The sequence below is a fragment of the Prevotella sp. P6B1 genome, assembly GCF_000702825.1.
GTDB lineage: Bacteria > Bacteroidota > Bacteroidia > Bacteroidales > Bacteroidaceae > Prevotella.
In genome coordinates this window covers 317,571-344,332 of record NZ_JNKF01000013.1, presented here as the reverse complement: position 1 = coordinate 344,332, position 26,762 = coordinate 317,571, and the positions used below count along the sequence as shown (strand labels likewise).

Annotated in this window: 18 protein-coding genes; 5 read left to right on the top strand and 13 right to left on the bottom strand. The window is 48.4% G+C overall.

All coding sequences use genetic code 11. The features are described 5' to 3' along the window. Window positions 1-14: 14 nt before the first annotated feature. From T495_RS0110695 to T495_RS0110685, 3 genes are read right to left on the bottom strand one after another with little or no spacing between them, the layout of a single operon-like run. The gene (locus T495_RS0110695) at window positions 15-662 is read right to left on the bottom strand and encodes an MBL fold metallo-hydrolase (RefSeq protein WP_033148643.1); all 648 of its coding nucleotides are present in this window, start codon (window positions 660-662) and stop codon (window positions 15-17) included. Next, entirely contained in the window at window positions 659-1,285 is a 627-nt protein-coding gene (rsmG, locus tag T495_RS0110690) for a 16S rRNA (guanine(527)-N(7))-methyltransferase RsmG (protein WP_028903101.1), read from the bottom strand. The genes T495_RS0110695 and rsmG overlap by 4 nt, the downstream gene beginning before the upstream one ends. Further along, the gene (locus T495_RS0110685; RefSeq protein ID WP_028903102.1) at window positions 1,282-2,049 is read right to left on the bottom strand and encodes an RsiV family protein; all 768 of its coding nucleotides are present in this window, start codon (window positions 2,047-2,049) and stop codon (window positions 1,282-1,284) included. Before T495_RS0110685 ends, rsmG begins: the two co-directional genes overlap by 4 nt. Before the next feature lie 148 nt (window positions 2,050-2,197). Between T495_RS0110685 and T495_RS0110680 the strand changes: the two genes are divergently transcribed. After that, window positions 2,198-3,373 (top strand): MFS transporter, encoded by a 1,176-nt coding sequence (locus T495_RS0110680; protein WP_033148642.1) that lies wholly within the window; start codon window positions 2,198-2,200, stop codon window positions 3,371-3,373. 4 nt (window positions 3,374-3,377) lie between these two features. Then, the gene (locus T495_RS0110675) at window positions 3,378-4,160 is read left to right on the top strand and encodes an ion transporter (protein WP_033148641.1); all 783 of its coding nucleotides are present in this window, start codon (window positions 3,378-3,380) and stop codon (window positions 4,158-4,160) included. Here T495_RS0110675 and T495_RS0110670 read toward each other — a convergent pair. From T495_RS0110670 to T495_RS0110625, 10 genes are all read right to left on the bottom strand, one after another. Continuing rightward, window positions 4,143-6,776, bottom strand: coding sequence for a PD-(D/E)XK nuclease family protein (locus tag T495_RS0110670; protein ID WP_033148640.1), 2,634 nt, complete (start codon window positions 6,774-6,776; stop codon window positions 4,143-4,145). The genes T495_RS0110675 and T495_RS0110670 overlap by 18 nt on opposite strands. Further along, window positions 6,773-9,994, bottom strand: a complete 3,222-nt coding sequence (locus T495_RS0110665; protein ID WP_033148639.1) for an exodeoxyribonuclease V subunit beta — start codon at window positions 9,992-9,994, stop codon at window positions 6,773-6,775. The genes T495_RS0110670 and T495_RS0110665 overlap by 4 nt, the downstream gene beginning before the upstream one ends. Continuing rightward, a complete protein-coding gene (locus T495_RS0110660) occupies window positions 9,988-12,021 on the bottom strand; it encodes a DUF5686 family protein (RefSeq protein WP_155993586.1) in 2,034 nt (677 codons plus the stop codon). The genes T495_RS0110665 and T495_RS0110660 overlap by 7 nt, the downstream gene beginning before the upstream one ends. Window positions 12,022-12,036: 15 nt before the next feature. Next, a complete protein-coding gene (gene uvrA / locus T495_RS0110655; RefSeq protein ID WP_033148637.1) occupies window positions 12,037-14,832 on the bottom strand; it encodes an excinuclease ABC subunit UvrA in 2,796 nt (931 codons plus the stop codon). 6 nt (window positions 14,833-14,838) lie between these two features. Continuing rightward, window positions 14,839-16,278 (bottom strand): tagaturonate reductase, encoded by a 1,440-nt coding sequence (locus T495_RS0110650; RefSeq protein WP_028903108.1) that lies wholly within the window; start codon window positions 16,276-16,278, stop codon window positions 14,839-14,841. Between the two features lie 112 nt (window positions 16,279-16,390). Then, entirely contained in the window at window positions 16,391-16,984 is a 594-nt protein-coding gene (locus T495_RS0110645; RefSeq protein WP_369699746.1) for a response regulator transcription factor, read from the bottom strand. After that, complete coding sequence (locus T495_RS0110640; RefSeq protein WP_033148636.1) at window positions 16,981-18,138, bottom strand: sodium ion-translocating decarboxylase subunit beta; 1,158 nt, start codon at window positions 18,136-18,138, stop codon at window positions 16,981-16,983. Before T495_RS0110640 ends, T495_RS0110645 begins: the two co-directional genes overlap by 4 nt. A 31-nt stretch (window positions 18,139-18,169) precedes the next feature. Next, window positions 18,170-18,622 carry a biotin/lipoyl-containing protein gene (locus T495_RS0110635; protein ID WP_028903111.1) on the bottom strand — a complete coding sequence of 151 codons (453 nt, stop codon included), beginning with the start codon at window positions 18,620-18,622 and terminating at the stop codon, window positions 18,170-18,172. A 5-nt stretch (window positions 18,623-18,627) separates the two neighbouring features. After that, window positions 18,628-19,653 carry an OadG family protein gene (locus T495_RS0110630; RefSeq protein ID WP_033148635.1) on the bottom strand — a complete coding sequence of 342 codons (1,026 nt, stop codon included), beginning with the start codon at window positions 19,651-19,653 and terminating at the stop codon, window positions 18,628-18,630. A 41-nt stretch (window positions 19,654-19,694) separates the two neighbouring features. After that, entirely contained in the window at window positions 19,695-21,386 is a 1,692-nt protein-coding gene (locus T495_RS0110625) for a putative transporter (RefSeq protein ID WP_028903113.1), read from the bottom strand. 226 nt (window positions 21,387-21,612) lie between these two features. On the opposite strand from T495_RS0110625, the gene mutA reads away from it, so the two are divergent. From mutA to T495_RS0110610, 3 genes are read left to right on the top strand one after another with little or no spacing between them, the layout of a single operon-like run. Next, window positions 21,613-23,475: a methylmalonyl-CoA mutase small subunit gene (gene mutA, locus T495_RS0110620; RefSeq protein WP_033148634.1), complete on the top strand. Its 1,863-nt coding sequence runs from the start codon at window positions 21,613-21,615 to the stop codon at window positions 23,473-23,475. Between the two features lie 19 nt (window positions 23,476-23,494). Continuing rightward, window positions 23,495-25,660, top strand: a complete 2,166-nt coding sequence (gene scpA / locus T495_RS0110615) for a methylmalonyl-CoA mutase (protein WP_028903115.1) — start codon at window positions 23,495-23,497, stop codon at window positions 25,658-25,660. Next, window positions 25,661-26,707, top strand: coding sequence for an NAD(P)/FAD-dependent oxidoreductase (locus tag T495_RS0110610; RefSeq protein WP_081773266.1), 1,047 nt, complete (start codon window positions 25,661-25,663; stop codon window positions 26,705-26,707). Window positions 26,708-26,762: the final 55 nt, after the last annotated feature.

Here is a 26,762-nt window from a genome sequence, read left to right as displayed (position 1 = left end):
ACCAACTCTTTTTTTTATGCGTTCATATAAGGATTATACTGTTTCTCGTCGCCGATATTGGATTGCGGCCCATGACCAGTATAGACTCTGGTATCGGCAGGCAGGGCAGCAAGAACAGACTGCAGACTGTGCATGATATCGGCATAGCTGCCACGTTCGAAATCGGTGCGGCCTATGCTCATGCGGAACAATGTATCGCCTGTAAACACACTTTTTTCCTCGGCACAATAGAAACTCACGCCGCCTGGGGTGTGGCCTGGGGTGCGTAGTACCTGTAACTGGTGGGTACCGAAACGGATGACCTCATCCTGCCTGAAGTAACGGGCTGGCGCTGGATAGCTACGCTTGAGACGGATACCTGCCATCGCTTCGAACTGACCTGGAATATCGCTGATGAGCCATTCGTCATCAGCTGAAATCTCTGGCTGAAGACCATACTGCTGATAGATGGTGTCGATGCCGAAGTTATGGTCGAAGTGACCATGGGTACACAACAGATGGACAGGTTTGAGCCCCTCGTTGTTGATATAGTTGACCAGTGCCTGGCGCTCTTCTTCATAGTAGGCGCCACAATCAATGACAACACACTCGTGTGTATCGTCGCTCACCACATAGGTGTTTTCCTGAAGGAGATTGAAACAGAACGACTTGACGGTGATCATAGTGGCAGATAGATAATGTATTTCTCCTTAAACCACTCCTCACTGAAGAACTGTGAGATGTCCGTTGTCTCTACGATGCGCTGGAAAGGTTTCAATTCTGCTTCCAGATGACCACCCTTCAGACAGATGACACCATTGGGCAGTGCGTTCTGTTGGGTTTTAGAGACGTTCTTACGCATGAGCTTGACCAGATCGGATAGGGGCATCACAGCACGTGAGACAATGAAATCGTACTTGTCCTTCTCGTCCTCACCACGTAGATGGGTTGGGGCGCAGTTTTTCAGGCCGATGGCATTGCATACCTCCTGTGCCACACGAATCTTCTTGCCTGTGCCGTCGATAAGTTTGAACTGGCACTCAGGGAAGAGTATGGATAAGGGTACACCAGGGAAGCCGCCGCCTGTTCCAAAATCGAGGATGCGCGTGCCTGGACGGAAGTTTACAATCTTGGCAATAGCCAATGAGTGGAGCACGTGGTGCTCGTAGAAGTGGTCGATATCCTTGCGCGAGATCACGTTGATCTTGCTGTTCCAATCGCGATAGAGTTCGCCTAAGGCGGCAAACTGTTTCAGCTGTTCGTCACTCAGATGGGGGAAGTATCTGTAGATAATCTCTGCGTTCATTGTAGTGTCTTGATAAATGATGTCTTGATGAATTTCTGCATCTGGGCATAGGTGAGTACCAACTCGATGGTGCCCAGCTCGAGTGAGGCAATCTCTGAGGGATTGAAGATGAAGGTGATGGTATTGTCGCTCACAATCATATTCTCGGGCACGTACATGTCGACAGTGGTCAGATAGCCTTTCTCCTTCAGCTGGCTCAGGTCGTTGACCTCTGCTTTCTGCATAAGGGCTTCAAGTAGCAGGCGTGGCAACTGGGTCTCGTAGCCTGCCACGAAGATATCCTTTGGAAGAATCTCTTCGCCAGTGGCTGAGTAGAAGTTGAAAGGCACAAGTTGGTGAATGCTGTTGGCATGCCCCTCGCTGTAGTCGATGGTAGCCAGATAGGCTAATGTGCGGCGTGAGGTTTGTTCGGCTGTGGCATTGATGATGTAGTGGAACTCATACCACGAGCGTTTAGTGGTATCGGCGCGATCCTCGTTATAGAGTGGCAGCATGTGCTGCTTGTATGAAAGGGTATAGGCATCAGTATACTGATTCATAGCAGCCTGCATGCTGATGCCGTCCTGATTAAACAGACGGTACACGATGGTGCTATTAATCTTTTCGCCTACCTTACCACTCTCCTTGGTTGCGCAATCCATCTTCAGACTCACACTGCATAGCGGTGAGAGTTCCTCGTTAGAGAGTTTGACGCTCTTTTCCGCCTCCAGGCGTTCGAATGTGAGCTTGCCGTCGTTCTCGTTGCTACAACTACAGAGAACCATCAGTAAAAGCAGAAAAAACGTCCATTTTATTCGATAAGACATGTTGTTTTACTTATTTTTTGCGCAAAAATACACTAAAAATACGAAAATAACAAATTTCTCGCAGAAAATTACTAATTTTGCACCCGAAATAGTTTCAAATCGTAAAATGAATTCTCAGAACACGCCCGTACACATCAGGTTGTGGCATAAGGATTTCTGGCTGATGGCAATTGCCAACTTCCTATTGGCTATGACCATCTATATGCTGGTGCCTACCATGCCGCAATGGCTGCTGGAAGAACAGCAGTTCTCGCCACAGGATGCTGGCATCGCCATGGGAGCATTCGGCGTAGGACTTTTCGCACTTGGCGCATTCATATCGTATATGGTTCAGCACTATCGTAGAAATCAGGTGTGCATCATTGCGGTAATGGTCGAAGCTCTTTTAATAGCTACCTTGTATTATCTTGATGGGCTGCATATGCATGTAACTTCGCCTGTAGTCATCTTTGTGCAGCGATTTGCCTGGGGGGCAGTCTTCGGATTGGCACAGATGGTGCTGACAAGTACACTCATCATTGATACCAGCGAATCGTTCCAACGCACGGAGGCTAACCACTCGGCAGCCTGGTTCTCGCGTTTCGCCTTGTCGATGGGACCAATGGCAGGACTGCTGTTCTGGCGCATTGGTGGTTTCCACCTCGTAGTGACAGCCGCCATGGTGTGCGCTGTGGCTGTGATGGTGTTGGTATTGTTGGTGAACTTCCCTTTCCGTGCGCCTCAAGATGATATCCCAACGATGAGTTTAGACCGTTTCTTCCTGCCTCACGGATTCCCCCTGTTTGTCAATTTGCAGTTGGTGACTCTGGCCATAGGCCTGATCTTTTCTGTAGTGCTTTCAGAGCATTTCTACTCTACAATGATGATGGGTTTTGTGCTCGCAATCCTATCGCAGCGCTTCGTTTTCAAGGATGCAGAGTTGAAGAGTGAGGTGGTGACTGGCTTGATTCTGATAGGTGCTGCGCTGCTCATGATGATTACGCGCGACCTGCCTATTGTGATGGTGGCAGCTCCTCTGTTCATAGGCATGGGTATCGGACTGATAGGTTCAAGATTCTTGTTGTTTTTTATCAAGTTGAGTCGACACTGTCAGCGAGGCACTTCGCAGAGTACCTTCCTGCTTGGTTGGGAAAGTGGTATAGCATGGGGCGTGGGTATTGGCATAGCCTTGTTTCATGGCGATACCATCACAGCACTGATAGTAGCGTTGGTATTGGTAGTGCTGGCACTGGGCATGTACCATTTTACACACAGCTGGTTTACTAATAACAAAAACAGATAATACTATGGAGACAAATTGGAGAAAAATTGTGTACGATATCGTGAAGACACCCAGGCTGAGTGCACAGGCACGGATCTATAGCTTTGTGATGCTGCTGGCTATCGTGATTGGCGTGTTCCCACTCATGTTCAGACACTATAACAAGTGGTTCTGGTGGATGGATCTGATCTCCAGTCTCCTCTTTATCATCGATTATGTCCTGAGATGGGCTACTGCAGACTTTGAGTCGAAATACAAGGATTGGCGTGCGTATGTGGTGTATCCGTTTACGCCTATGGCTATTATTGACCTGTTGTCAATCCTGCCTGTCTTCAATATGATATCACCTACGTTCAAGGTTGTGCGTGTGTCGAGACTGCTGAAACTGTTGCGTATCTTTAAGGTGGTGCGTTACTTCGAACCGCTGATGCTTATTGTAGCCGTGGTGCGCAAACAGGGGAAAATATTGTGGACAGTAGCTTCGTTGGCTCTGTTCTATATTTTCATTACAGCTCTCATTATGTTTAATGCTGAGGATATCATTAATCCCATGACAGGGCAACCATTGTTTAGAAATTTCTTCGACGCCTTCTATTGGGCAGCATGTACGCTGACTACCGTGGGCTATGGCGACCTGTATCCTATCTCGAATACAGGACGTGTTATCAGTATCCTTTCGTCGATTGTGGGTATTGCCATCATCGCGCTGCCTTCTGGTATCATTACCGCTGGCTATATGGATGAGCTGAAACTGCGTAAGGAGCTGAAAGAACGTGAAGAGAATGCACCCTTAGCCTCGGCAGAGTGAGGCATAAGGGCATGACTCGCAACGATGACGATCATCGGTAGGACAGAAGGATATCTGTGGATTGAACATCTCGTCCAACTGACGCTTGAACAACGCGATGAATGCATCTGCATACGTCGCTATATCTGTGACCGTTTCTTTTCCGAGTTTTAAAGTGGGATCATAGTCCTCACTACCTGCATGCTGGATGAACAATAGGCAGGGTGACACTGGCTGCGCCGTATTAGAGCGTATGATATGGGCATATAAGAAGGTCTGTAAGAAGTAGTCGCTATGATCCTTGATGGCTTCCTGAGAGAAGATGGCCTCTACGTCAGGCATGGCCTTCAGGTGGCGCGCACCTGTCTTGTAGTCGATAACACGGATACGTTCCTCACCCGTCTCAGGATCGGTAATGCTGTCTAAACGGTCAATAATACCGCCTATCTTCCAACCTCCAATATGGATGTCGACCCACTTTTCGAGACCCAGTATGCGGAAGGGGGTCAAACGACGATCGGCCTCCACCAGTTGGCGCAGGTACTTGATGATTACCTCACGATTGATGAGTTGCAGACCATCGAGTGGAGGCAATGGACGCGAGGGATCGTTGATTTTGAAGAACTCCTGCTTGATAGCCTCGTCGACAGTGCGCTCAATGGTGACAGCCTCTTTTAGCAGATCATCGAGCATCATCGAGGTGATAGTGGTCGATGTCATGTTCTGGTACAGTAGCTGGGCGGCCTTATGGAAGATGTTACCAAACAGGCGATTGTCTATCAGATCGTCCTCTGTGGTATCAGGTTCAATCAGTTCACATACATAGTGGTAGAAGAAGCGTAGCTGACAACGCAGATAGGTGTTGATGGCCGTAGGACTGATACCGCCACGCTTAGGCTCGAAGCGTTTCTGCATCTGCAACATGACTTCTGGTGTCTTCTCAATAACCTTGGGGGCGTGAAGCTGAGGTGTCTGACCTGCCTTTAACGATTGATACGAAATAGGAATCTTGTTCTCAACCATCAGCTGTAGCATAAAGCGCGACATCTCGGCTGTTTTACCATCGCTGGTGGCATTGTTATACAGGATAGTAACATCTTTTGCACGTTGTAAAAGACGATGGAAATAATGTTCGTAGATAGATACCTTGTAATCGATAGTGGTCAAGCCGTAGGCCTTACGCAAGGCGTAGGGGATAAACGATGTGTCGTTAACGCCACGTGGCATGTTACCCTCGTTGCACGAAAGCAGAAGCACATGGTCGAAGTCGAGGTTTCGCGTTTCGAGCACACCCATCACCTGGATACCTTCGGCAGGTTCGCCATGGAAGGGGATAGAGGTGGTTGATATCAGCTGTACAATCAGGCGTTGTAGCGTAATTACATCAACCTGAAGATCGCCACTATCCACCAGTCCACTTAATCTATTAAGCAAGGTGTACATGCGGAAGAGGCTCTCTGTATCGAGTGGGGAGTCGATGATAGGACTCTTGGAGGTTGCGATGGTTTGTGTGAGACTGATGAGCCAATGCAGTAAGGGCTGGATATCGGTATAGCGCTGACTGGCAAAATCGTTGGGCATCAGTGTGGCGTAAGGATGACGCTTGATGCTCTCAACCCATCTACGCGCAAAGGTCTGCTTGCGCAACGAATAACCATGCACCTGCATATTGATGAGCGTATTAATGAGCGAGGCTATCGATGTCTGTCCAAGTGGATAACCTGTGGTGATATTGATTTTGTCAACATTCTCAGGCAGACAATGGATAACCGTTTGCAGCAAGCCCTCGTTGCAAAGCACAATGGCCGTTTTGCGACCATCGTTTATGCGATCGGCGTCCAACCATTCGCTGATGTAGCGTGCCTGGATATTCTCGGTAGGAGCCGAAATCAGGTTGATATGGCATGGTGGTACCTCAGCTGTATCCTGATAGAAAATGGCCTTGCCCTGCTTCTCTAATCGGCTGAAGAGTGTTTGCTCTACTTGCTGCAACAGGTTGAAACCAATAAACACATAGGTGTCGTATTCAAATTCCAACGTCTCGTCCGTTGCCACCTGGCGATAGAGGGCACCCTCGTAGGCCAGTTGCTGTTCGGCCAGTTTTTGGTTGAATTGGTGATAGATATCGCCAATATGGCTCCACAGGTGCAAGAATCGCTCCTTGAGCTCTGAGTTGTGCTCTTCTGAAAAATTACTGAAAAAGCGCTTAATCATCTCACGCTGTTCTGGGGTGAGATACGAGGTGTCGTCGAGTTCGTGGATATCGCGCAGGTTGGCCAATACCTTATCGGCAGGCGCCATATTCTTATCAAGATCGTCGAAGTCGGAAAGCAACAGCTGTCCCCAACCATAGAAATGGTCGAGCGTCTCGTCGATACCTGTACAGGCTGTAAACACACGGTGCAGTTCGCATACCAGCAGGATAGGGTCGGCTACCTGCAGTTTAGAGTGCGAGCGGAACAAATCGCTGATGGTAATATAAGCAGGGCTCCACAGGGGCTTCTGCGCCAAGCGTGCCAAGTGCTCGTTAAGGAACAACGATGCACGCTTGTTAGGGAACACCACAGCTACTCGTGATAGATTGGTGCCATATCTGGAAAGCAGGTCTTCTGCTACATGTTCAAGGAAACTTTTCATACTTCTTCAATCTTATTACTGTAAACATACCACAGGTAGCCTTTGATGTTCTGATGCCCCATCGACTGCAAAAGGTCCATATAACGGCGCACCTGGGCATGATAATCAGAGTTGGGGTGGCCGAACTTAAAGTCGACCACAATCCACTCGTTGCCATCAGTCATCACACGGTCGGGACGATGCTCCTTAACCTCGCCATCTTCAACAGAGAGAATGGTACACTCGTTAAAGAGCGTCCAGCGGGACGAGAACCACGAGGCTACACGTGGGTCGGCCAGACGTTTACGCAGCATGGTGGTAATCTTATCGGCTGTCATCTCCTCGTCGTACAGAATACCCTCGAACTGCAAACGCTGCAGAGCTTCTGGAATATCCTTCTCAGTTTGGATAGTGGAGAATATTTCGTGCAATACGCTACCAGCTTGGATGTAACGATGCTGCTGATCCAGCTCGTCGCCCTCGATAAAGTCGCGACTGCGATTACTCTGACGGAAGTTCACCTTACTTTCGAAGTTACGGATGGCCACATGCACAGCCTCTGATTTCTGTAGGAAGGGGTTCTGGCTGGGAGCTGTTTCTTCCTGCGCTGTCGGACCAATAGAGAACGAGCCCATAGAGAATACAATCGTCGCGTCATTGTTCTCCATACCCTCCAACTGGGCATCAGGCATATCGCCAGCCACTAAAGGCAGACAGAGCTCAATCAAAGCCGAACGTGAGGTCTTAGCACCACGCTTGCCAATTACAAACAGACTCTTGGCAGCACGGGTAAAGGCCACATACAGCAGGTTCAGGTTATCAACTATGTTCTGCAGGTGTTCGTGCAGGTAGTCGCCTTCGTAGATGGTGCCTATCATTGCCTTCTGACTATAGTCGATAGGTACGATGGGCAGGTCGTTGAAAGGTGCCTCGTCAGGCTGGCACCAGATGATGTTGTCAGTTGTTTTTTCCAAGGGCCAGTCGCAGAAGGGGATAATCACATGATCGAACTCCAATCCTTTTGATTTGTGGATGGAGATCAGACGGATACCGTTGGTTTCATCGCTTTGGATAGTCTTCTTGCAAAGCGACTCTTCCCACTCTGTCAGGAATGCCTGGATATCTGTAGTATTCTCGTTAACGTAGTTGGCCAACTGGTCGTAGAAGGCACACAGGTAGGCGCCCTGACCCTCTAAGCGATGTAACTCGAAGATAGCATATATCTTCTCGGCCAACTCGTAGAGTGGCAAGGTAGATAGCTCATCAAAGTGGGCTATATACGCCTCGGGCAGGTAGGCATCGAGGTCGGCACCTGCTATCATGAACTCGTTATCGCTCAGTTCCTTACCCTGAACGGTGCAGAGCCAGGTTTTTACAATGGCTGCCTTAGTAAGTTGGTCATCGGGCGTTAGCAAGAGTTGCAGAGCCAGAATCATCAGACATACAGCGCCCGATGCATCTAAACGGAACGCTTCATCGCTCACAATGCTTACTTCAGGCAGATGCTCCAGAAAATACTGGGCAATGATGGGGATATGGAAGTTATAGCGCACCAGGATGGCGATATCCTTCTGACTAACGCCTTGGTCGATGAGCTGACTCACGTTGTCAGTCATGTGAGCCAGAACTTCTTCCTGATACTCTTCGTTAGGAAGCAGTTCTATGGTAATCCTGCCTTCTTGTGGCTTGCTCTCAGGAACTTGCTGCGTTACGTCGGCATAGGCCTTCTTTAGCTGGTCGCGCTCGTTACAGTTCAACTCCTCGAGTGCTGCATACTCTAAGTTGGCAGCATGGGTAAAGAACTGGTTGTTGAACTCGATGACGTTACGTGTAGAGCGGTAGTTGGTTGAGAGCGATTTTATATCCATGAGCATGGCGTTGAACTGGTGCTCGATACCATTCAGTAAGCGCCAGTCGCCTGAGCGCCATCGATAGATACTCTGTTTTACATCGCCCACAATCAGGTTGCTCCCATCTTCATGACTCATGGTCTCTGAAAGCAGCACCTTGAAGTTCTGCCACTGGATGGTAGAGGTGTCCTGAAACTCATCGATCATCACGTGCTTGAGTTGGGTGCCTATTTTCTCGAAGATGAAAGGTGAGTCGCTGCCATCAATGAGCGAGTGGAGCAACTGCTGGGTATCGCTCAGCAGAAAGCGGTTATCTGTCTCGTTAAGTTCGCGTACCTTTTTCTCAATACTGCTTAGAAGGCGTAGCTGGTTAAGATGGCGTAAGGTGAGGTTGGCTGACTGATAGACTTTCCATTGCTGTTCGCGCGCATCTACTGCATATCTGAGTATTTCACCCAGTGTGCTTTCGGCTAACTGGATAATAATATCCCGCTTGGGATGTGTCTTGGCACACCATTTCTCTGGATTCTCAAGGTGGTTGGCTACGGTAGTGTTGACGATGCTGGGATCGAAATCGCCTCGCCTCAGTTTGTTGAAGAAACTGGCAATGCCGCGTTGTTTGTTCGACAGATCGTCGGGGGTAAGCCCTTCACCTTCGAGCGTGTCGAAAAATGATTCGCCAATCTCCTTCATGTGCTCCTCGGTCGAGTGGCGTAACTCGCGCAGGCAGTTGGTATAGTTCTCAAAGAATCCTTCCTCGCCCATCTTCTGTTCGAGGGTGAGACTCACCTCTTTATAATAGTCCTTAAAGATGTTCTGACCAAACTTTTTAATCTGTGCTATCACGTTCCACGATTTATCATCAGAGATGTTCTCCATGATGTACTTCAGAATCCATTGCAGCATCACATCTGTTGTGGTCAGATCTTCTATCAGCTGATCGACAGCCAACTCTTCTACCTGATAATCGTTCAATCCAATACGTAGGTTGGTGGTCAGGTCGAGTTCGCGAGCCATGTTACGCAGCACGCTTTGGAAGAATGTGTCGATGGTCTCCACACGGAAATAGTTATAGTTGTGAGTCAGATTGTTGAGTGCCAACCCGGCTCGCTCGCTGATAACCTCTGGCTTAAGACCTGTTTTCGCTTGGATGTTCTGCAGATAGTTGTCTGACTCAGGCAACTGTTTCCAGATGCCATACAGCTGACTGAGAATACGCATTTTCATCTCTTCTGTGGCCTTGTTGGTGAAGGTCACTGCGAGAATGTTGCGATAGCTCTGCGGATTCTCTACCAGCAGACGGATATACTCTGTAGCGAGCGTGAAAGTCTTACCGCTTCCAGCACTGGCCTTATATACTGTGAGTGATTTCTGTGTTTCGTTTACCATCTTCTGAAAAGTTCAAATTCCACCTCTATGCCAATGCGGTCGAAGTGGGTGTTATGGAAACTGGCAAAGGCACCAACAGAGATATACCTATTGGTAAAACCATAGCCTAATTCGTAATAGGGACGCGAATCCTGAAGCAATACTCCACTCAGGTAAAAGCGCTCTTTCTCAATATATTTTCCCAAGTAGGGAATCCATGTGGCCACCAGCATGGGCGATTCATACGACACGTTGCCACGCAGATAGTAATCTGACTGGTTGTACACACGACTACGTAGCAGTTGGAAGTTACCACTCCAGTCGTCGTCCCATCCTTCTGGCAGGTTTTCATCGCGGAAGTTCGCATAATCCACAAACAGGTTGTCTTTCTTATTGGTATAGAAACCTGCACCAGCACGCATGTTGAGCAATCGCAAACCAGGAATCTTTTTCTTCCATTGGGCATCAAACTCCCAGCGTTCATATTCTAAATCCGACTTGTTAACACCCTTAACACCTCGTTCGTAGTCGGCCGACAGAACAGGGCCACGATTCAGCCAAGGCGAGAATTTCAAACCGATGCTCGGGGCAAAGCTGCGATATTCTGTTGGCATGTTGTAACACTTCATCAACTCTTTGTTAACAGCTGAACGGCGATGGTATATGAAACCTGTTTCGATATCCAACCAGTCGAACAACATGATATTGTTGATGATGCTGAAATGCTGGTCCTTAAACTTGTCAATATCCGTATTATCGAAGTTGATGGTGTCCTGATGGGCTGCGTTAATCACATCCATCACCGTAGATGTACTGATGCGGTTACCATTACCAAACACGACCTCGGTATATCCGTTACGTTTTGGGTTATACGTCATACGGAGTGGGGCCGTAAAGTAGAATTGATGGTCCTTGAAGGTGTAACCAAACGTGGGGTTGAGCGTTAGATAACGATGGGCCGAAAAGTTGTATTGCGAACGGAAGCGCATCTTATAACGCACACCACGGGCATGACTGTAACTTACGTACATCGGGTTGATGATGGGCGACATGCTGAAGTTGGCTTCCTCCGATTCTGCCTTGATAGGAGTAACCAGGTTCTCACCAATGGTATCCCAGAAAATCTTCTTCCAAAGTCGCTGTTTCTTGGGGAGCGTGTCTTGTACCATCGAGTCATGACGGTTTTTCTGGTCGTAGGCTTCATAGATCAGCCTGTCTGTTTCTGTAAGCGGTATGGGACGAACCTCGTCCATCAAATCTCTGCTGTCCTGTTTCCCGGCAGAATCGGGTAGCGACTTTTCGCAGTTATAGTTGGCATCGAACAGGGCAGAAATCCTGTTCCCCATGAATCGGAAAGTGGCTACTGTAGTACATTTGGCTGGCATGATGGAGCGCCCGCCTTCTTCGCCTTGTGTAATCTCTGTGCGGAAGGTAAGCATATCATACTCGCCATTCAGTAGCGTGCGGATAATGCGTCCTGTATTGGTGTCAACAATGGCATAACCATTCAGCAACTGCGTGTTGTATATCTTCGGACGGAACTCCAGACGGGTGGTGCCGTCGTGTTGCAGCTTCTGGGTAAAACGGTAATACCTGCGATTGCATTTATTGAAGGGCGAGAGCATGTGCCCATTGTACAGGTCGATATCGTAGATGTTGGGCGTCATGTAGTCGAGCAGGGTAGGTAGTGCCTTGCGGTTACGACGGATGGTGCCTGACAGCAACTGGTTGGAGATGTTGTAATCGTGCGCATTCTTGAATAATACCTTGCTGTACGACTCACGGATATAATCCCTCTCGTCCTTAGCCATCACATACATAGAGGGGATGAGCCACAATACGGCATTGCGTTTGTCCACATGGTAGCGGAACTTGGCGTACACCTGATCCTCAAGACTGTCGATGGCTTCAGTGTTGGCCTGCTGGTAATTATAGATACGATTCAAGATATTCAGCGAATCACGTTTGTTGTTCGCTGAAACACTCATGACCATACTCGTAAGTATGGCGGCCAGTAGTGTTTTGGTGAATAGTTGATCGTATCTCAAAGTTGTTATTCTTTTTTATTCCAGTTTCTCTTTCAGGTATTTTCCTGTCAGACTCTCTTTGCATGCCACCACTTGTTCGGGCGTTCCGGCTATCACTAAGTTACCACCCTTATCGCCACCATCTGGTCCTAAGTCTATCACGTGGTCGGCACATTTGATGACCTCCATGTTGTGCTCAATTATCAGGATGGTGTGTCCGCGGGCTATCAGGGCGTCGAAAGCTTTCAACAAGCGCTGTATATCGTGGAAATGCAGACCTGTGGTTGGCTCGTCGAAGATAAAGAGCGTGGGCTCCTGTTTCTCCTGTCCGATGAAGTAGGCTAGTTTTACACGCTGGTTCTCACCACCTGAGAGTGACGATGAGTTCTGTCCCAGTTTGATGTATCCTAAGCCAACGTCTTCAAGCGTCTTCAGACGTTTAACGATAGTAGTTTCGCCATGCTCTTGGAAGAAGGATATGGCTTCTGATATGGTCATATTCAGAACATCATCGACGTTCTTGCCGTGATAATTCACATCAAGAATCTCTTTCTTGAAGCGGTGACCATGACATGTTTCGCACTCCAGTACCAGATCGGCCATGAATTGCATCTCGACGGTAATGGTGCCAGCGCCCTTACACTCCTCGCAGCGTCCGCCATCAGCATTGAACGAGAAGTACTGTGGGGTGAATCCCATCTGTTTGGAGAGTGGTTGCGCAGAATAGAGCTCACGGATGGCATCGTAGGCCTTGACATATGTAGCTGGGTTAGAACGGCTGCTCTTACCAATTGGGTTCTGATCAACAAACTCGATGTGCTTAATAGCATCAACGTCACCTTGCAACCCCATGAATTCACCAGGTGCATCACATGCATCACCGAGACGACGTCGCAAAGCTGGGTAGAGGATGCCTTTTATCAGACTTGATTTTCCTGAACCAGATACGCCCGTCACTACTGTCATCACATTTAGTGGAATCTTGACATCGATACCCTTCAGGTTGTTCAATCGAGCGCCCTTGATAGCAATGAATCTGTTCCATGGACGTCGAGACGTTGGTACAGGTATTTCTTCCTCGTGTAGCAGATATTTGACAGTATAGCTCTTGGGCCATTTTTTTAAAGAGGCTTTGTTTACCTCTTTTGCATCACCATCAAATACAACCTCTCCTCCCAGACGTCCTGCATCAGGACCAATATCTATCAGGTGGTCGGCAGCGCGCATAATATCTTCATCGTGCTCAACTACTACCACCGTATTACCTAACGATTGCAGTTCCTTCAGCACGTGAATCAAGCGGTCGGTATCCCTGGAGTGCAAGCCAATACTGGGCTCGTCGAGGATATATAACGAGCCAACCAGCGAACTACCCAGCGATGTACAGAGGTTGATACGCTGACTCTCACCACCTGAGAGCGAGTTCGACAAACGGTTGAGGGTAAGATACCCCAGACCCACATCGAGCAGGAACTGCAGACGACTCCTGATTTCTATTAGCAGACGCTTACCAATTTCGGCATCGTGCTGGTCGAGTTCCAAGCGCTCAAACCACTCCTTTACCTTTACCACAGGCATTTGTACCAGGTCGGTAATGCTGCGTCCGCCAATCTTCACGTAGTCGGCTTCGGGCTTTAAGCGTGTGCCATGACACTTTGGACAAGTGGTCTTGCCACGATAGCGTGCCAGCATCACACGGTATTGTATTTTGTACTGATTCTCCTGAACCATCTCGAAGAAGGCATCGATACATGGACGCTCCTTCTTGCCTTTATCTGAGGGCAGTCCGTGCCAGAGCCAGTCCTTCTGTTTCTGAGTCAGGTTCATGTATGGCTCAAAGATGGGAAAATCGTCCTTGGCCGCATGGCGACAGAACCAGTCGAGCCACTCTTTCATTTTCTCGCCATGCCAACAAACCACACAACCATCGTAAACAGATAGGGTGGTGTTGGGGATGACTAATTTCTCGTCGATGCCAACAATACGTCCAAAGCCCTGACACTCAGGACAGGCACCTGCTGGTGAATTGAACGAGAACATTTGGTCGGTAGGCTCTTCAAAGGTCATACCATCAGCCTCGAACTTCATTGAGAAATCGTAGAAGATGGTTGGTGGGAATAGCAAGCGTAACTCACCATGGCCTTCGTAGAAAGCAGTCTCGGCAGAGTCGACCAAACGGGCAATCACATCCTTGGTGTCGTCTACGCTCATGCGATCGATGACCAGATAGATATTCTCATCGTCGAACTTGCCTGCTGCCAGATAATCATCTATGCGCTGGAAATCATTGTTGACGTAGATGCGGGCATAACCTTCTAACTGGTAGGTCTTGAGTTGTTGCTCCATAGAGCGCCCCTCGTGCAGATGGATGGGGGCCATCACTACGAATCGAGTACCTTTCGAGAACTCCAGCATTTTTTGTACAACATCCTCGGTAGAGTGTTTCTTCACCTCGCAGCCACTGATGGGCGAATAGGTGTGACCTATGCGGGCAAACAGCAGGCGTAGATATTCGTAAATCTCTGTGCTGGTGCCCACAGTGCTTCGTGGATTCCTTGATATCACTTTCTGCTCGATGGCAATGGCAGGCGGTATGCCGCGAATGAAATCACACTCAGGTTTGTTCATTCTTCCAAGGAACTGTCGGGCATAGCTCGACAAACTCTCTACATAACGGCGTTGGCCCTCGGCATACAATGTGTCGAAGGCCAAAGATGATTTGCCGGAGCCACTGACTCCGGCAATCACAACAAATTGGTTTCGGGGAATCTTAACATCAATATTCTTAAGGTTATTGACGCGTGCCCCTTTTATCTCTATTGAATCACTCATTCATTATTAAAGAATACTCTTGACGGCCTCGAGCATGCCTACGCTCTTAATGAGGTCGAGATCCTGCTTCACCATAGCGTTCAGACCTGGAATCTTGTTCAGATCCTCCTGCCAGATGAACTCGGCGCCCAGCACACCATCGGTAACCTTCTGTGTGTCGCCTGTTGCCCAGAGCTCCTTCAGCAGGTCCATAATCTTCTGGTCGTCGTTTGGTACAATCTCAACACCATCCTCGCGCTTACCACCCTTATAGTAGGTGATGATAGCAGCCAGACCGAATACCAATCCCTTAGGCAGCTCGCCCTTGCGCTCCAGGAATGTCTTTACGCCGGGTAGGTCGCGAGCCTGGAACTTGGGGAATGAGTTCAGCATGATGCTGGTTACCTGGTGGTCAACATATGGATTGTCGAAACGCTCCAATACGTCGCCAGCAAACTTCTCGAGCTCGTCCATAGGCAGGTCGAGTGTCTGCATCAGCTCTTCAAACTGAACTTTATGGATATATTTGCCAATCACCTCGTGGTTGCAGGCATCGCGTACGATGTTAACACCACTCAGGAAAGCAACAGGGCTCAATACGGTGTGAGGACCATTTAACAGGGTTACCTTACGCTTGTGGTATGGTTCTTCTGATGGAACGAAAAGAACATGCAGGCCAGCCTTGTCTGCTGGGAACTCCTTCTCTACTTCCTTTGGAGCTTCGATGACCCACAGGTGGAAGTTCTCTGCCTGTACTACCAGATTGTCGCGATATGAAATCTTTTCTTGGATCTCGGCAATCTCCTTACGTGGGAATCCTGGTACGATACGGTCAACGAGGGTAGCATATACGCCGCAAGCCTCCTCGAACCATTTCTTGAAGTCATCGCCAAGGTTCCACAGTTCGATATATTTGTAAATACAATCTTTCAAAACGTGACCGTTCAGGAAAATCAACTCGCATGGGAAGATAATCAGTCCCTTGGTCTTATCGCCATTGAAAGTCTGATAACGGCGATACAACAACTGAACCAGTTTTCCAGGATAGCTGCTTGCTGGTGCATCCTCGAGCTTACATGAAGGATCGAATGCGATACCTGCCTCTGTAGTGTTAGAGATGACGAAACGAATCTCGGGCTGATCGGCCAGTGCCATGAAAGCGGCATTCTGGGTGTATGGGTTCAAGGCACGACTAATCACATCAATACGCTCCAGAGTGTTGACGGGCTTTCCGTTCTCACGTCCCTGCAGGTTTACATGGTATAGACAGTCCTGAGCGTTCAACCAGTCTACCATGCCTTTCTCGATAGGCTGTACGACTACTACTGAACCATTGAAGTCGGTCTTCTGGTCCATATTCCAGATAATCCAATCTACAAATGCACGGAGGAAGTTACCTTCGCCAAACTGAATAACCTTTTCAGGCATAACGCTCTTGGGAGCAAACTGTTTGTTTAGTGGTTTCATTTCTAAATATTGTTTTAATTGTTATTATTTGCGAGTGCAAAGATAGACGAATTTTGTTAAACTTCCAAATTATTACTCACTAAATCCTTAAAAAACCACGAAAACCTTTGCGCTAGATTTTGTTGATATCTACATACCCATGCATCACGGCATAGATGGTCAGAGCTGATACGCTTTTCAACCCTAACTTATCCATGATATTTCTTCGATGGGTAATAACAGTTGCCAGTCCGATATTCAGTTTGTCCGCAATTTCTTTGTTGATATATCCTTGTACAATCAACGACATCACTTCTATCTCACGATCCGAAAGAATCTTCTGACTCAAGATAGCTGGCATAGGTGGCAGATTCTCTCCCTTTCCATGGGCATGTTGTTCCAGCATCAGAAGCGAGCGAACCAACTCTGATTCTGGTACGTTGATACATAGGCAATGGAAATCAGACAGTTGTGACATAGTATCGAGCGAAAGGGTTAGCACGATGGTCTTGCGTTTACGTTCATCAAAGAACTGTTTGTTCTCCAATACAACAGGCATAGCTGTAAAATAGTGGAAATAACTATCGGGCTCGTTAGCCTCTAACTCTGATATTGATCCGAAAGTGTCAACTGTCATGATAGGCATGACATTCTGCAGAATAGCCTTCAACCCCAATGCCGAGAGGGTATTGGGGTCGATGATTGCTATCTTGGGTCTATTCATCATGATAAAAATCCTAATAATGCGCCTGCTGCTACAGCCGATCCGATGACACCAGCTACGTTTGGTCCCATAGCGTGCATCAGCAGGAAGTTATGACGGTCATATTCCAGACCGAGATTGTTTGATATACGTGCTGCCATTGGTACGGCACTAACGCCCGCATTACCAATGAGCGGGTTAAGTTTTTTACTTTCTGGCAGGAATAGGTTCATCAGCTTGACGAAGCATACACCTGATGCGGTGGCAATCATAAATGCCATGGCACCTAAGGCAAAAATCTTGATGGTGTTGAAGGTGAGGAACTCGCTGGCCTGTGTAGAACAACCAACGGTTAAGCCTAACAGCATTACAACGATGTCGTTGAGTGCAGCACCAGCTGTCTTTGCCAGACGGGTGGTCTTGCCGCTTTCCTTCAACAGGTTACCAAAGAAGAGCATACCCAGCAGGGGCAGGCCCGATGGTACAATAAAGGTAGTGAGCAGCAGGCCGATGATGGGGAACAGAATGCGCTCTGTCTGCGATACCTCGCGACCTGGTTTCATCTTGATGACGCGCTCCTTCTTAGTGGTGAGCAGACGCATGATGAACGGTTGAATCACTGGTACCAGTGCCATGTAGCTATAGGCACAAACAGCAATAGCTCCCATTAGGTTGGGCGACAGCTTTGAACTGAGGAAAATAGCTGTAGGACCATCGGCACCACCGATAATGGCTATACCTGCAGCCTGTGAAGGTTCGAATCCCATAGCCAATGCAACCATATAGGCTCCAAAAATGCCAAACTGGGCAGAAGCACCAATGAGCATCAGCTTTGGATTGGCCAACAGAGCCGTAAAGTCGGTCATAGCTCCAATACCCAAAAAGATGAGTGGTGGATACCAGCCTTGTCGCACACCTTGGTAGAAAATGTTCAGTACGGAGTTGTCCTCGTAGAGGCCTATTTCCAAGCCAGCATCTGCGCGGAAGGGGATGTTCCCCAGAATGATGCCCAGTCCGATGGGGACGAGCAGCAGTGGCTCAAAGTCTTTTTTGATGGCAAGCCAGATAAAGAAGGCTCCAACGGCAATCATGATCAGGTTCCCGACCGTTGCATTGGCAAATGCTGTATAGGTCAGGAACTCATGAAAGTTCTGTATGATAAACTGTCCTAAATCCATAACTATTCATTATTCGCTAATCACTTTTTTATTATCCAATAGTCATAAGGACAGAGCCTTCCATCACGCTCTCACCAGATTTAACGGTGATAGCGGTAACGGTACCTGCAAATTCGCTCTCGATGTTGTTCTGCATCTTCATTGCTTCGAGCACAAGAACCACATCGCCTTGCTTCACAGTATCGCCTACGTTTACCTTCAGGTCGATAATGGTTCCTGGCAGTGGTGCCTTAATGGCCGAACCTGTACCAGCAGCCATAGGTTTGGCGGCTGCAGGAGCTGCGGCTGGTGCTACAGCTGGACGGGCTACCGTCTTGGGAGCTTCCACGTGCACCTTTTTTAGTGTACTTGTGGGGTTGATGGGCTGCTTCAACTCTACGTCGAAACGCACACCGTTCACTACCACTTTGGCTACGTTGCCTTCTACTTCTTCTATCTCAACGTCGTAATCAACGCCTTGTACTTTATACTGATATTTATTCATATTGTTCAATGGATTTCTGGGGTTGTCGGGATTTTAGGTGCATTATGCTTGGTTGGAATTACCGGTCTTGAGAAGTGGGTCATCTGACTACCTTCGTCCGACCATCCTGTATCGCGGGTCTTGATAGTGATGATGCCGCTTTCTACATCGTGCACATCGTCTTGATACTGTTTCAGGGCCATAGAGATGACAGCGATATAGACCTCCTTATCGATACCCTTTGTTTTCAGACCGTCCTGAAGGATGTTACCTGTGGCGTGAGCCAGGTCGTGGGTAACCTCAACGGTCTTGGTGATGGGTTTGATAGGTTGGGTATGAGCCATTTTCTTGGCCATCTCGAGGTTGCGCATGATAAGGCCGAATACCCAGAAGAAAATGAATAATACAGCCAGACAGAAAAAAACGATACCCATGGCCAGAAGGGTTATTCCAAAACCATGCGGATCCTCGCGCTTTAGTTTGGCATCTTTTGTTTCATCCGTTTTGATGAAATTTTCGATACCAGGGGTTACATTCCCGGCTGATTTGACTACCCATGTATTGGTGGTCTGACGAGCGTAACTCTGGTCAGCGGCCAAAGCGGGGATGCTAACCGAATCGATAAGTTCTGTGGCATTGCCATTGAAAAATCCCAGCCAGAGAGGCTCTGACATTGGAACGTTGAGAGACAGATGCAACTTACTCTGTGCAGGGTTTGAGTTGCAAAAGAAGATCAGATGCTGGCGACCGCCGATTTGCGTACGTGTATCACCACTTGGGATGACGCTCATACGTTTGATACGTTCAGGAACGCTCATTCTGGGATCGAGTACGGAACGATCAGTAGTAAAATACATGCCACGCACGTTATAGGTGGTGAACGAGGTGTTCTCCAACTCAATCCATGCGTGGCACTGTCCGTAATCATCCTGAATGCTGGCGGTATTGTTGGTCAGCACCTCGTTGATGCGAATGTTCTTGGCTCCTTGTGCCATCATCGCTGTGGTGCCAGCCAGCAATAGTCCGCTGAGCAGGATTTTGGTTCTTTTCATTTTGTTGGTAATTATTATATAAGTTTCAATTGTCTACTCCGTTAGCCGCAGAAGAACAATACCACGATCTGCGCAGTAAAGATTCTGAGGAACATCGCCAGCGGATAAACCGTTGAGTATCCCAATGCAGGAGCTTCCTTTGAGCAGATGCTGTTGGCATAAGCCAGTGCGGGGGGATCGGTATAGGTACCAGCTATCATACCTGCCAGGGTGAAGTAGTTAAATCCAAACTTCCAGCGTGCGATAGGTCCTACGATGAGGATAGGAATGATGGTGATGAGGAAACCTGTGAGAACATAGAGCAGACCATCGCCCTGAACTACTGTCTCGAAGAATCCTGCGCCAGCTTTGATACCTACTGATGCCAGGAAGAGTACCAAGCCAATCTCACGTAACATCATGTTGGCAGATGTAGTGGTATAGGTTACCAGATGTATCTTATAGCCGTAACGGCCAATCAGGATAGCGATGATGAGCGGTCCACCAGCCAGACCAAGCTTAACAGGTACAGGCATGCCAGGGATGGCCAATGGGAACATACCGAAGATCAGTCCAATGAAAATACCTACGAAGATGGTGGCGATGTTTGGTGCGTCCAAACGACGGATAGAGTTACCCATCTTGCCTGCCACGTTATCGACAGCATCCTCAGGACCAACAACCATGATACGGTCGCCTACCTGCAATGGCAGTGTGGGAGAGGCGAAGATGTCCATACCGTGACGGGTTACACGAGTGACGTTTACACCATAAACGCTTGAGAAGTGGAGTGATGCCAATGTCTTACCATTTACCTTAGGGTTGGTAATCACGATACGCTTTGATACCATAGGCTGGTCCTGCTGCTCAAAGTCGATGTCAAGCTTAGGACCGATAAAGGCGGTGATAGCCTCCTGGTCAGCCTCGGCACAAACAATCAGCATCTGGTCGCCCAGGTGGAAGATGGTGTCGCGGTTAGGGATGAACAGTTCTCCCTCATGTACCAGTCGAGATACCACAAAATCGCGGTTCAAGAAGTCATGAACCTGTAAGATGGTCTTGCCTTCCAGATATTTGTTGGTCACCTCGAGGTGCATCTTGTAAGGCTTCTTATTGGCGTTGGTCTCGTCGAGCGCTTCCAACTGCTTCTCCTCTTGGTCCAGCTTTACCTTGCATATATATCTTACCAGAATAACAGCGCCGATGATGCCGAGAACACCCAAAGGGTAGGCACAGGCATAGGCTGATGCTATCTGTGGTGCATTGCTCCCGAATACGGTAGAGAGAGCTTCGTTGGCGGCACCAAGTCCAGGTGTGTTAGTCACGGCACCATAGAGCGTACCAACCATCATAGGCAGATTGGTCACGTTGTTGGTGTCGAAGAAGATGTAGTAACAAGCGAACATCACGAGGATATTCAGCAGGATGGCTGTGGCAGCCATGGCATTGAGCTTGATTCCCTGTGTACCAAAACTCTCAAAGAAACCAGGACCTACCTGCAATCCGATCATGAACACGAAGAGAATCAGTCCGAAGTCCTGTACGAATGTTAGAATGGGGGTTGGAGCAGTGAATCCGATGTGTCCGGCCAGAATGCCAGCAAACAATACAAAGGTTACTCCGAGTGAGACACCAAAAAACTTAATTTTTCCTAAATAGACACCAATCGCTATCACAATAGCGTAGAGTAACGCGATATGCGCTACTGAGTCTGTCGTTGTAAAAAGGTCACTTAACCACTGAAATGATTCCATAAATAAATCTTAATAATACCTATTCTATAAAAAGTCTCAAATTTCGACTGCAAAGGTACTTAAAAAATGCTCATCTTTAGCATTTTTGTGCATCTATTTTTGGATAAATAGTGATTTTTTATTTCTTTCACACTTCAAAATGCTGTTTTGCATAAAAAAGTTGTAACTTTGTCAGCTGATAATAGCAACTTAAAACAACTTATATAATAATAAACGTATCAAATCTATGGCAAACAAAGAAAAACTCTTTACCGAGTTCACAGCGCCGACCAAACAGGAATGGCTCGACAAGATTGAGGTCGACCTGAAAGGTGCCGACTTCCAGAAGCGCTTGGTATGGAGAACAAACGAAGGTTTTAACGTACAGCCCTTCTATCGTCGCGAAGACTTGGCGAATCTGAAGACACCAGACGCTTTGCCTGGTGAGTTCCCTTATGTTCGTGGTAACAAGAAGGACTCCAACGAGTGGTATGTCCGTCAGAATATCGAGGCCAGCGACCCCAAGGCTGCTAATGCAAAGGCACTCGATATCCTGAACAAGGGTATCGACTCTTTGGGTTTCAAGATTCCTGGCAATATGGTGTCGATGGATACTGTTGAGACACTGCTCGATGGTATCTATTGCGAGTGCATCGAGGTTAACTTCTCTACCTGTCAGCGTCATTCGCTTGAACTGGCAGAGATCCTGAAGGCCTATTGGCAGAAGAAGGGCTACGACAAGGATAAGATTGTGGGCTCTATTGAATGGGATCCCATGAAGAAGATGGTTCTCAAGGGTAAGGATGTTTCGCCTGTTCTGGCATTCGGACCTAAATTAGCCGAGTCGCTCAAGGAGTATCCGAACTTCCGTGGTATCGTGGTTCATAGTGATGCCCTCAATAATGCTGGCGCCTACATCGTTCAGGAGTTGGGCTATGCGTTGGCTTGGGGTAATGAGTATCTGCAGCAGCTTACTGATGCTGGTGTTGATACTGATACAGCTGCAAAGAGCATCAAGTTCAATATGGGTGTAAGCGAGAACTATTTCATGGAGATTGCCAAGTTCCGTGCAGCCCGTTTGCTGTGGGCTCAGATTGTGAAGCAGTACGAGCCCAAGTGCGACTGCGCTTGCAAGATGATTATCAACGCTACCACCTCTACTTATAATCAGACGCTGTTCGACAGCTATGTCAACCTGTTGCGTTCGCAGACCGAGGCTATGAGTGCTGCCTTAGGTAGTGTTCACTCGATGGTGGTAACGCCATTCGATGCACCTTACGAGGAGGCAACCGATTTCTCTGAGCGTATTGCTCGCAACCAGCAATTGCTGATTAAGGAGGAGAGCCACTTCGATCGTATTGTCGACCCATCAGCAGGCTCATATTATATTGAGCACCTGACAGATGCTTTGGCTACAGAGGCTTGGAAGATATTCCTGAAAGTAGAAGAGGAGGGAGGCTTCCTCGCAGCTATCAAGGCAGGAACTATTCAGGACGATATCAATGCTACCAATGTGAAGCGTCATGGCGATGCTGCCAAGCGTAAGGAGTTCCTGCTGGGTACTAACCAGTTCCCTAACTTCACAGAGAAGAGTGAGGGCAAACGTGCCTATAAGCATAACTGTGGTTGTGGTGGTGTGCACCATCATGGTGAGGAGAGCGTGCCTTTTAAGGCTATCGAGAGTACTCGTCTGGCTGCCGATTTCGAAGACCTCCGCATCCATACAGAGGAGAAGAAAGTTCCTATTGCATTCATGCTGACCATTGGTAATCTGGCCATGCGTCAGGCTCGTGCACAGTTCTCGTGCAACTTCCTGGCTTGCGCAGGTTATAAGGTGATTGATAACCTGGGCTTCAAGACCGTTGAAGAGGGTGTTGATGCTGCTTTGGAGGCTAAGGCCGATATCGTGGTTATCTGCTCGAGCGACGATGAGTATGCCGAGTACGCTATCCCTGCCTTTAAGTACCTCGATGGTCGCGCCATGTTCGTAGTTGCTGGTGCGCCTGCTTGCATGGAAGACCTGAAGGCCGCTGGCATCGAGAACTTTGTTCACGTGAAGTGCAACGTGCTTGAGACTTTGAAAGAATATAATCAGAAACTTGGTATTTAAAGAATAGGAGACTTGAATTATGCGTAAACAGTTTAAAGATATTGATATCTATGCAGGCATCAAGGCTCAGGATGGTGCCAAGTGGATTAAAGATAATGGTATTGAGGCCAACTGGAAAACCCCAGAGCACATCGAGGTTCGTCCAGTTTATACAAAGGAAGACCTTGAAGGTATGGAGCACCTCGACTTTACAGCTGGTATCCCTCCCTATCTGCGTGGTCCGTATTCGATGATGTATCCCTTCAAGCCTTGGACTATCCGTCAGTATGCCGGATTCTCTACTGCTGAGGAGTCGAATGCCTTCTATCGCCGTAATCTGGCTTCGGGTCAGAAAGGTCTTTCTGTAGCCTTCGATTTGCCTACACACCGTGGTTACGACCCCGATAACGCTCGTGTAGTGGGCGATGTGGGTAAGGCTGGCGTATCTATCTGTAACGAGGAGAACATGAAGGTGCTCTTCAGTGGTATCCCCTTGAACAAGATGTCCGTTTCAATGACCATGAATGGTGCAGTGCTGCCTATCCTGGCATTCTACATCGTAGCCGGTCTGGAGCAGGGCGCTCAGTTAGAGGAGATGGCTGGTACCATCCAGAACGATATCCTGAAGGAGTTCATGGTGCGTAACACCTATATCTATCCCCCTGCATTCTCAATGAAGATTATCGCTGATATCTTCGAGTATACCTCGCAGAAGATGCCTAAGTTCAACTCTATTTCTATCTCGGGTTATCACATGCAGGAGGCTGGTGCTACAGCTGATATCGAGCTGGCTTACACCTTGGCCGATGGTATGGACTACCTGCGTACGGGTGTGAATGCTGGTATCGATGTGGATGCTTTTGCACCTCGACTCTCGTTCTTCTGGGCTATCGGTATGAACCACTTCATGGAGATTGCCAAGATGCGTGCAGGCCGTCTGTTGTGGGCTAAGATTGTGAAGAGCTTCGGCGCCAAGAATCCTAAGTCGCTGGCGCTGCGTACCCACTCGCAGACCTCTGGTTGGTCGCTCACCGAGCAGGATCCATTCAATAACGTAGGTCGTACCTGTATCGAGGCAATGGCTGCTGTGCTGGGTCACACCCAGTCGCTGCATACCAATGCGCTTGATGAGGCTATCGCTCTGCCTACCGACTTCTCGGCTCGTATCGCTCGTAACACCCAGATCTATATTCAGAACGAAACTAAGGTGTGCAAGCAGATTGACCCATGGGCTGGTTCTTACTATGTTGAGACCCTGACCAATGAGCTGGTTCACAAGGCTTGGGAGCATATTCAGGAGATTGAGAAGCTGGGCGGTATGGCTAAGGCCATCGAGACTGGTCTGCCTAAGATGCGTATCGAGGAGGCTGCAGCCCGAACTCAGGCTCGTATTGATAGTGGTGTACAGACCATCGTTGGTACCAACAAGTACCGTTTGGAGCACGAGGATCCTATCGATATCCTTGAGGTGGATAACACCGCTGTACGCAAGCAGCAGGAGGAGAGCTTGGCTCAGGTTCGCTCTACGCGCGATGAGGCCGCCTGTCAGGCTGCACTCAAGGCTATCACTGAGTGTGTACGCGACTTCAAGGAAGGTCGCAAGAGCGAGAACAACCTGCTCGATCTGGCTGTAAAGGCTGCTCAGCTGCGTTGTACTCTGGGTGAGATTTCGGATGCCTGCGAAGAGATCGTAGGTCGTTATAAGGCTGTAATCAGAACAATTTCAGGCGTGTATAGTTCAGAATCAAAGAACGATAAGGACTTCGAGGAGGCCAAGCGCCTTACCGATGAGTTCGCTGAGAAGGAAGGTCGCCGTCCACGTATCTTCGTTGCCAAGATGGGTCAGGATGGTCACGACCGTGGTGCAAAGGTAGTGGCAACAGGTTATGCCGACTGTGGCTTCGACGTGGATATGGGACCGCTGTTCCAGACACCAGAAGAGGCTGCGCGTCAGGCTGTTGAGAACGATGTGCATATTGTAGGTGCTTCGTCGCTCGCAGCTGGTCATAAGACGCTGATTCCACAGCTCATTGAGGAACTGAAGAAGCTGGGTCGCGAGGATATCATGGTTACCGCTGGTGGTGTGATTCCTGCTCAGGACTACGACTTCCTCTACAAGGCTGGCGTGGCTTGTATCTTTGGTCCTGGCACCCCGATTCCTTATTCGGCTATCCAGATGATGAAGATCCTACTTGATAAAGAATAAATGAAGAAAGTTGAAGTATTGATTATTGGAGCCGGCCCGGCCGGCTCCGTTTGTGCGAATTTACTCTTGAAGGCTGGTGTTGACTGTCTGCTCATCGACCATTGTACTTTCCCACGTGATAAGATCTGTGGAGGTGGTCTGACATCCAAGACGTGGCATCTTCTTGAGCGTCTCATTCCTGGGGTTCCTTACGAGTATAACCCCGTGTCACACATCCGGCTCAATGTCGACAACCAAGCCCGTTGCGAGTTTGACATTGACGAGCCCATCCGTATCGTACAGCGTAAGTATTTCGATCATGCGTTGCTTAAGCACTATCAGGATCATGGTGGTGAGTTCATTCAGGGCGCACCTGACAAGATAGAAGAGCGCGATGGCCAGATTTTTGTTACGTTGAAGGATGGAATGCAGATAGCATGTCACTATCTGGTAGGTGCCGACGGCACGAATAGTTTTGTGCGCCGTTATTTGAAGCCTGATACTGACCGTGGTATTCTTGCGATGGAGCAATATGTAGAGAAGAGTGGTGATAACAGCATCGACGTTACGCTCTCGCAAAGCTACTGCATTGGCGGCTATTTCTATCGTTTCCCTAATAAGGAATACGATATTGTAGGGTTCGGCGATGCAGCTACAACGCCAGCCAAGTTCCGTAAGGTGATGAACGATAATGGTGTTCCTGAAGGTAAGGCTCGTGGTGCTTTTATCTACCTGTCGAATGACTATCCACTTCACGATCATATTATCTTGATAGGTGATGCGGGTGGATTTGCCAATCGCTCTACTTGTGAAGGACTCTATGACGCCATGAGAACGGCTGAGAATGCTGCTAAAGCCATCACGCAGAATATTCCCTTCCGTCAGGTGAATGCAGGTATCTTCCGCAAGATGCGTAAGGAGATGTGGGTTACTAAGGTGTTCTTCAGTGGCTTTGGTTTTGCTATAGTGAAATGGCTGTGCCATCATCCAGGTGCCGTCAAGTGGATTTTTGATACTAAGATGAGGCGTGAAACATGGCTCAAGAAAAAGGATGATTCTGCACGATAAGGCACAAAAAGTAAACCCCGCTGTTTAGCGGGGTTTTTCTTTGCATCTCTTACAT

Coding starts and splice junctions, on each gene's coding strand:
- T495_RS0110695 (WP_033148643.1), bottom strand. CDS start 662: ATGATCACCGTCAAGTCGTTCTGTTTCAATCTCCTTCAGGAAAACACC.
- rsmG (WP_028903101.1), bottom strand. CDS start 1,285: ATGAACGCAGAGATTATCTACAGATACTTCCCCCATCTGAGTGACGAA.
- T495_RS0110685 (WP_028903102.1), bottom strand. CDS start 2,049: ATGGTTCTCTGTAGTTGTAGCAACGAGAACGACGGCAAGCTCACATTC.
- T495_RS0110680 (WP_033148642.1), top strand. CDS start 2,198: ATGAATTCTCAGAACACGCCCGTACACATCAGGTTGTGGCATAAGGAT.
- T495_RS0110675 (WP_033148641.1), top strand. CDS start 3,378: ATGGAGACAAATTGGAGAAAAATTGTGTACGATATCGTGAAGACACCC.
- T495_RS0110670 (WP_033148640.1), bottom strand. CDS start 6,776: ATGAAAAGTTTCCTTGAACATGTAGCAGAAGACCTGCTTTCCAGATAT.
- T495_RS0110665 (WP_033148639.1), bottom strand. CDS start 9,994: ATGGTAAACGAAACACAGAAATCACTCACAGTATATAAGGCCAGTGCT.
- uvrA (WP_033148637.1), bottom strand. CDS start 14,832: ATGAGTGATTCAATAGAGATAAAAGGGGCACGCGTCAATAACCTTAAG.
- T495_RS0110650 (WP_028903108.1), bottom strand. CDS start 16,278: ATGAAACCACTAAACAAACAGTTTGCTCCCAAGAGCGTTATGCCTGAA.
- T495_RS0110645 (WP_369699746.1), bottom strand. CDS start 16,984: ATGATGAATAGACCCAAGATAGCAATCATCGACCCCAATACCCTCTCG.
- T495_RS0110640 (WP_033148636.1), bottom strand. CDS start 18,138: ATGGATTTAGGACAGTTTATCATACAGAACTTTCATGAGTTCCTGACC.
- T495_RS0110635 (WP_028903111.1), bottom strand. CDS start 18,622: ATGAATAAATATCAGTATAAAGTACAAGGCGTTGATTACGACGTTGAG.
- T495_RS0110630 (WP_033148635.1), bottom strand. CDS start 19,653: ATGAAAAGAACCAAAATCCTGCTCAGCGGACTATTGCTGGCTGGCACC.
- T495_RS0110625 (WP_028903113.1), bottom strand. CDS start 21,386: ATGGAATCATTTCAGTGGTTAAGTGACCTTTTTACAACGACAGACTCA.
- mutA (WP_033148634.1), top strand. CDS start 21,613: ATGGCAAACAAAGAAAAACTCTTTACCGAGTTCACAGCGCCGACCAAA.
- scpA (WP_028903115.1), top strand. CDS start 23,495: ATGCGTAAACAGTTTAAAGATATTGATATCTATGCAGGCATCAAGGCT.
- T495_RS0110610 (WP_081773266.1), top strand. CDS start 25,661: ATGAAGAAAGTTGAAGTATTGATTATTGGAGCCGGCCCGGCCGGCTCC.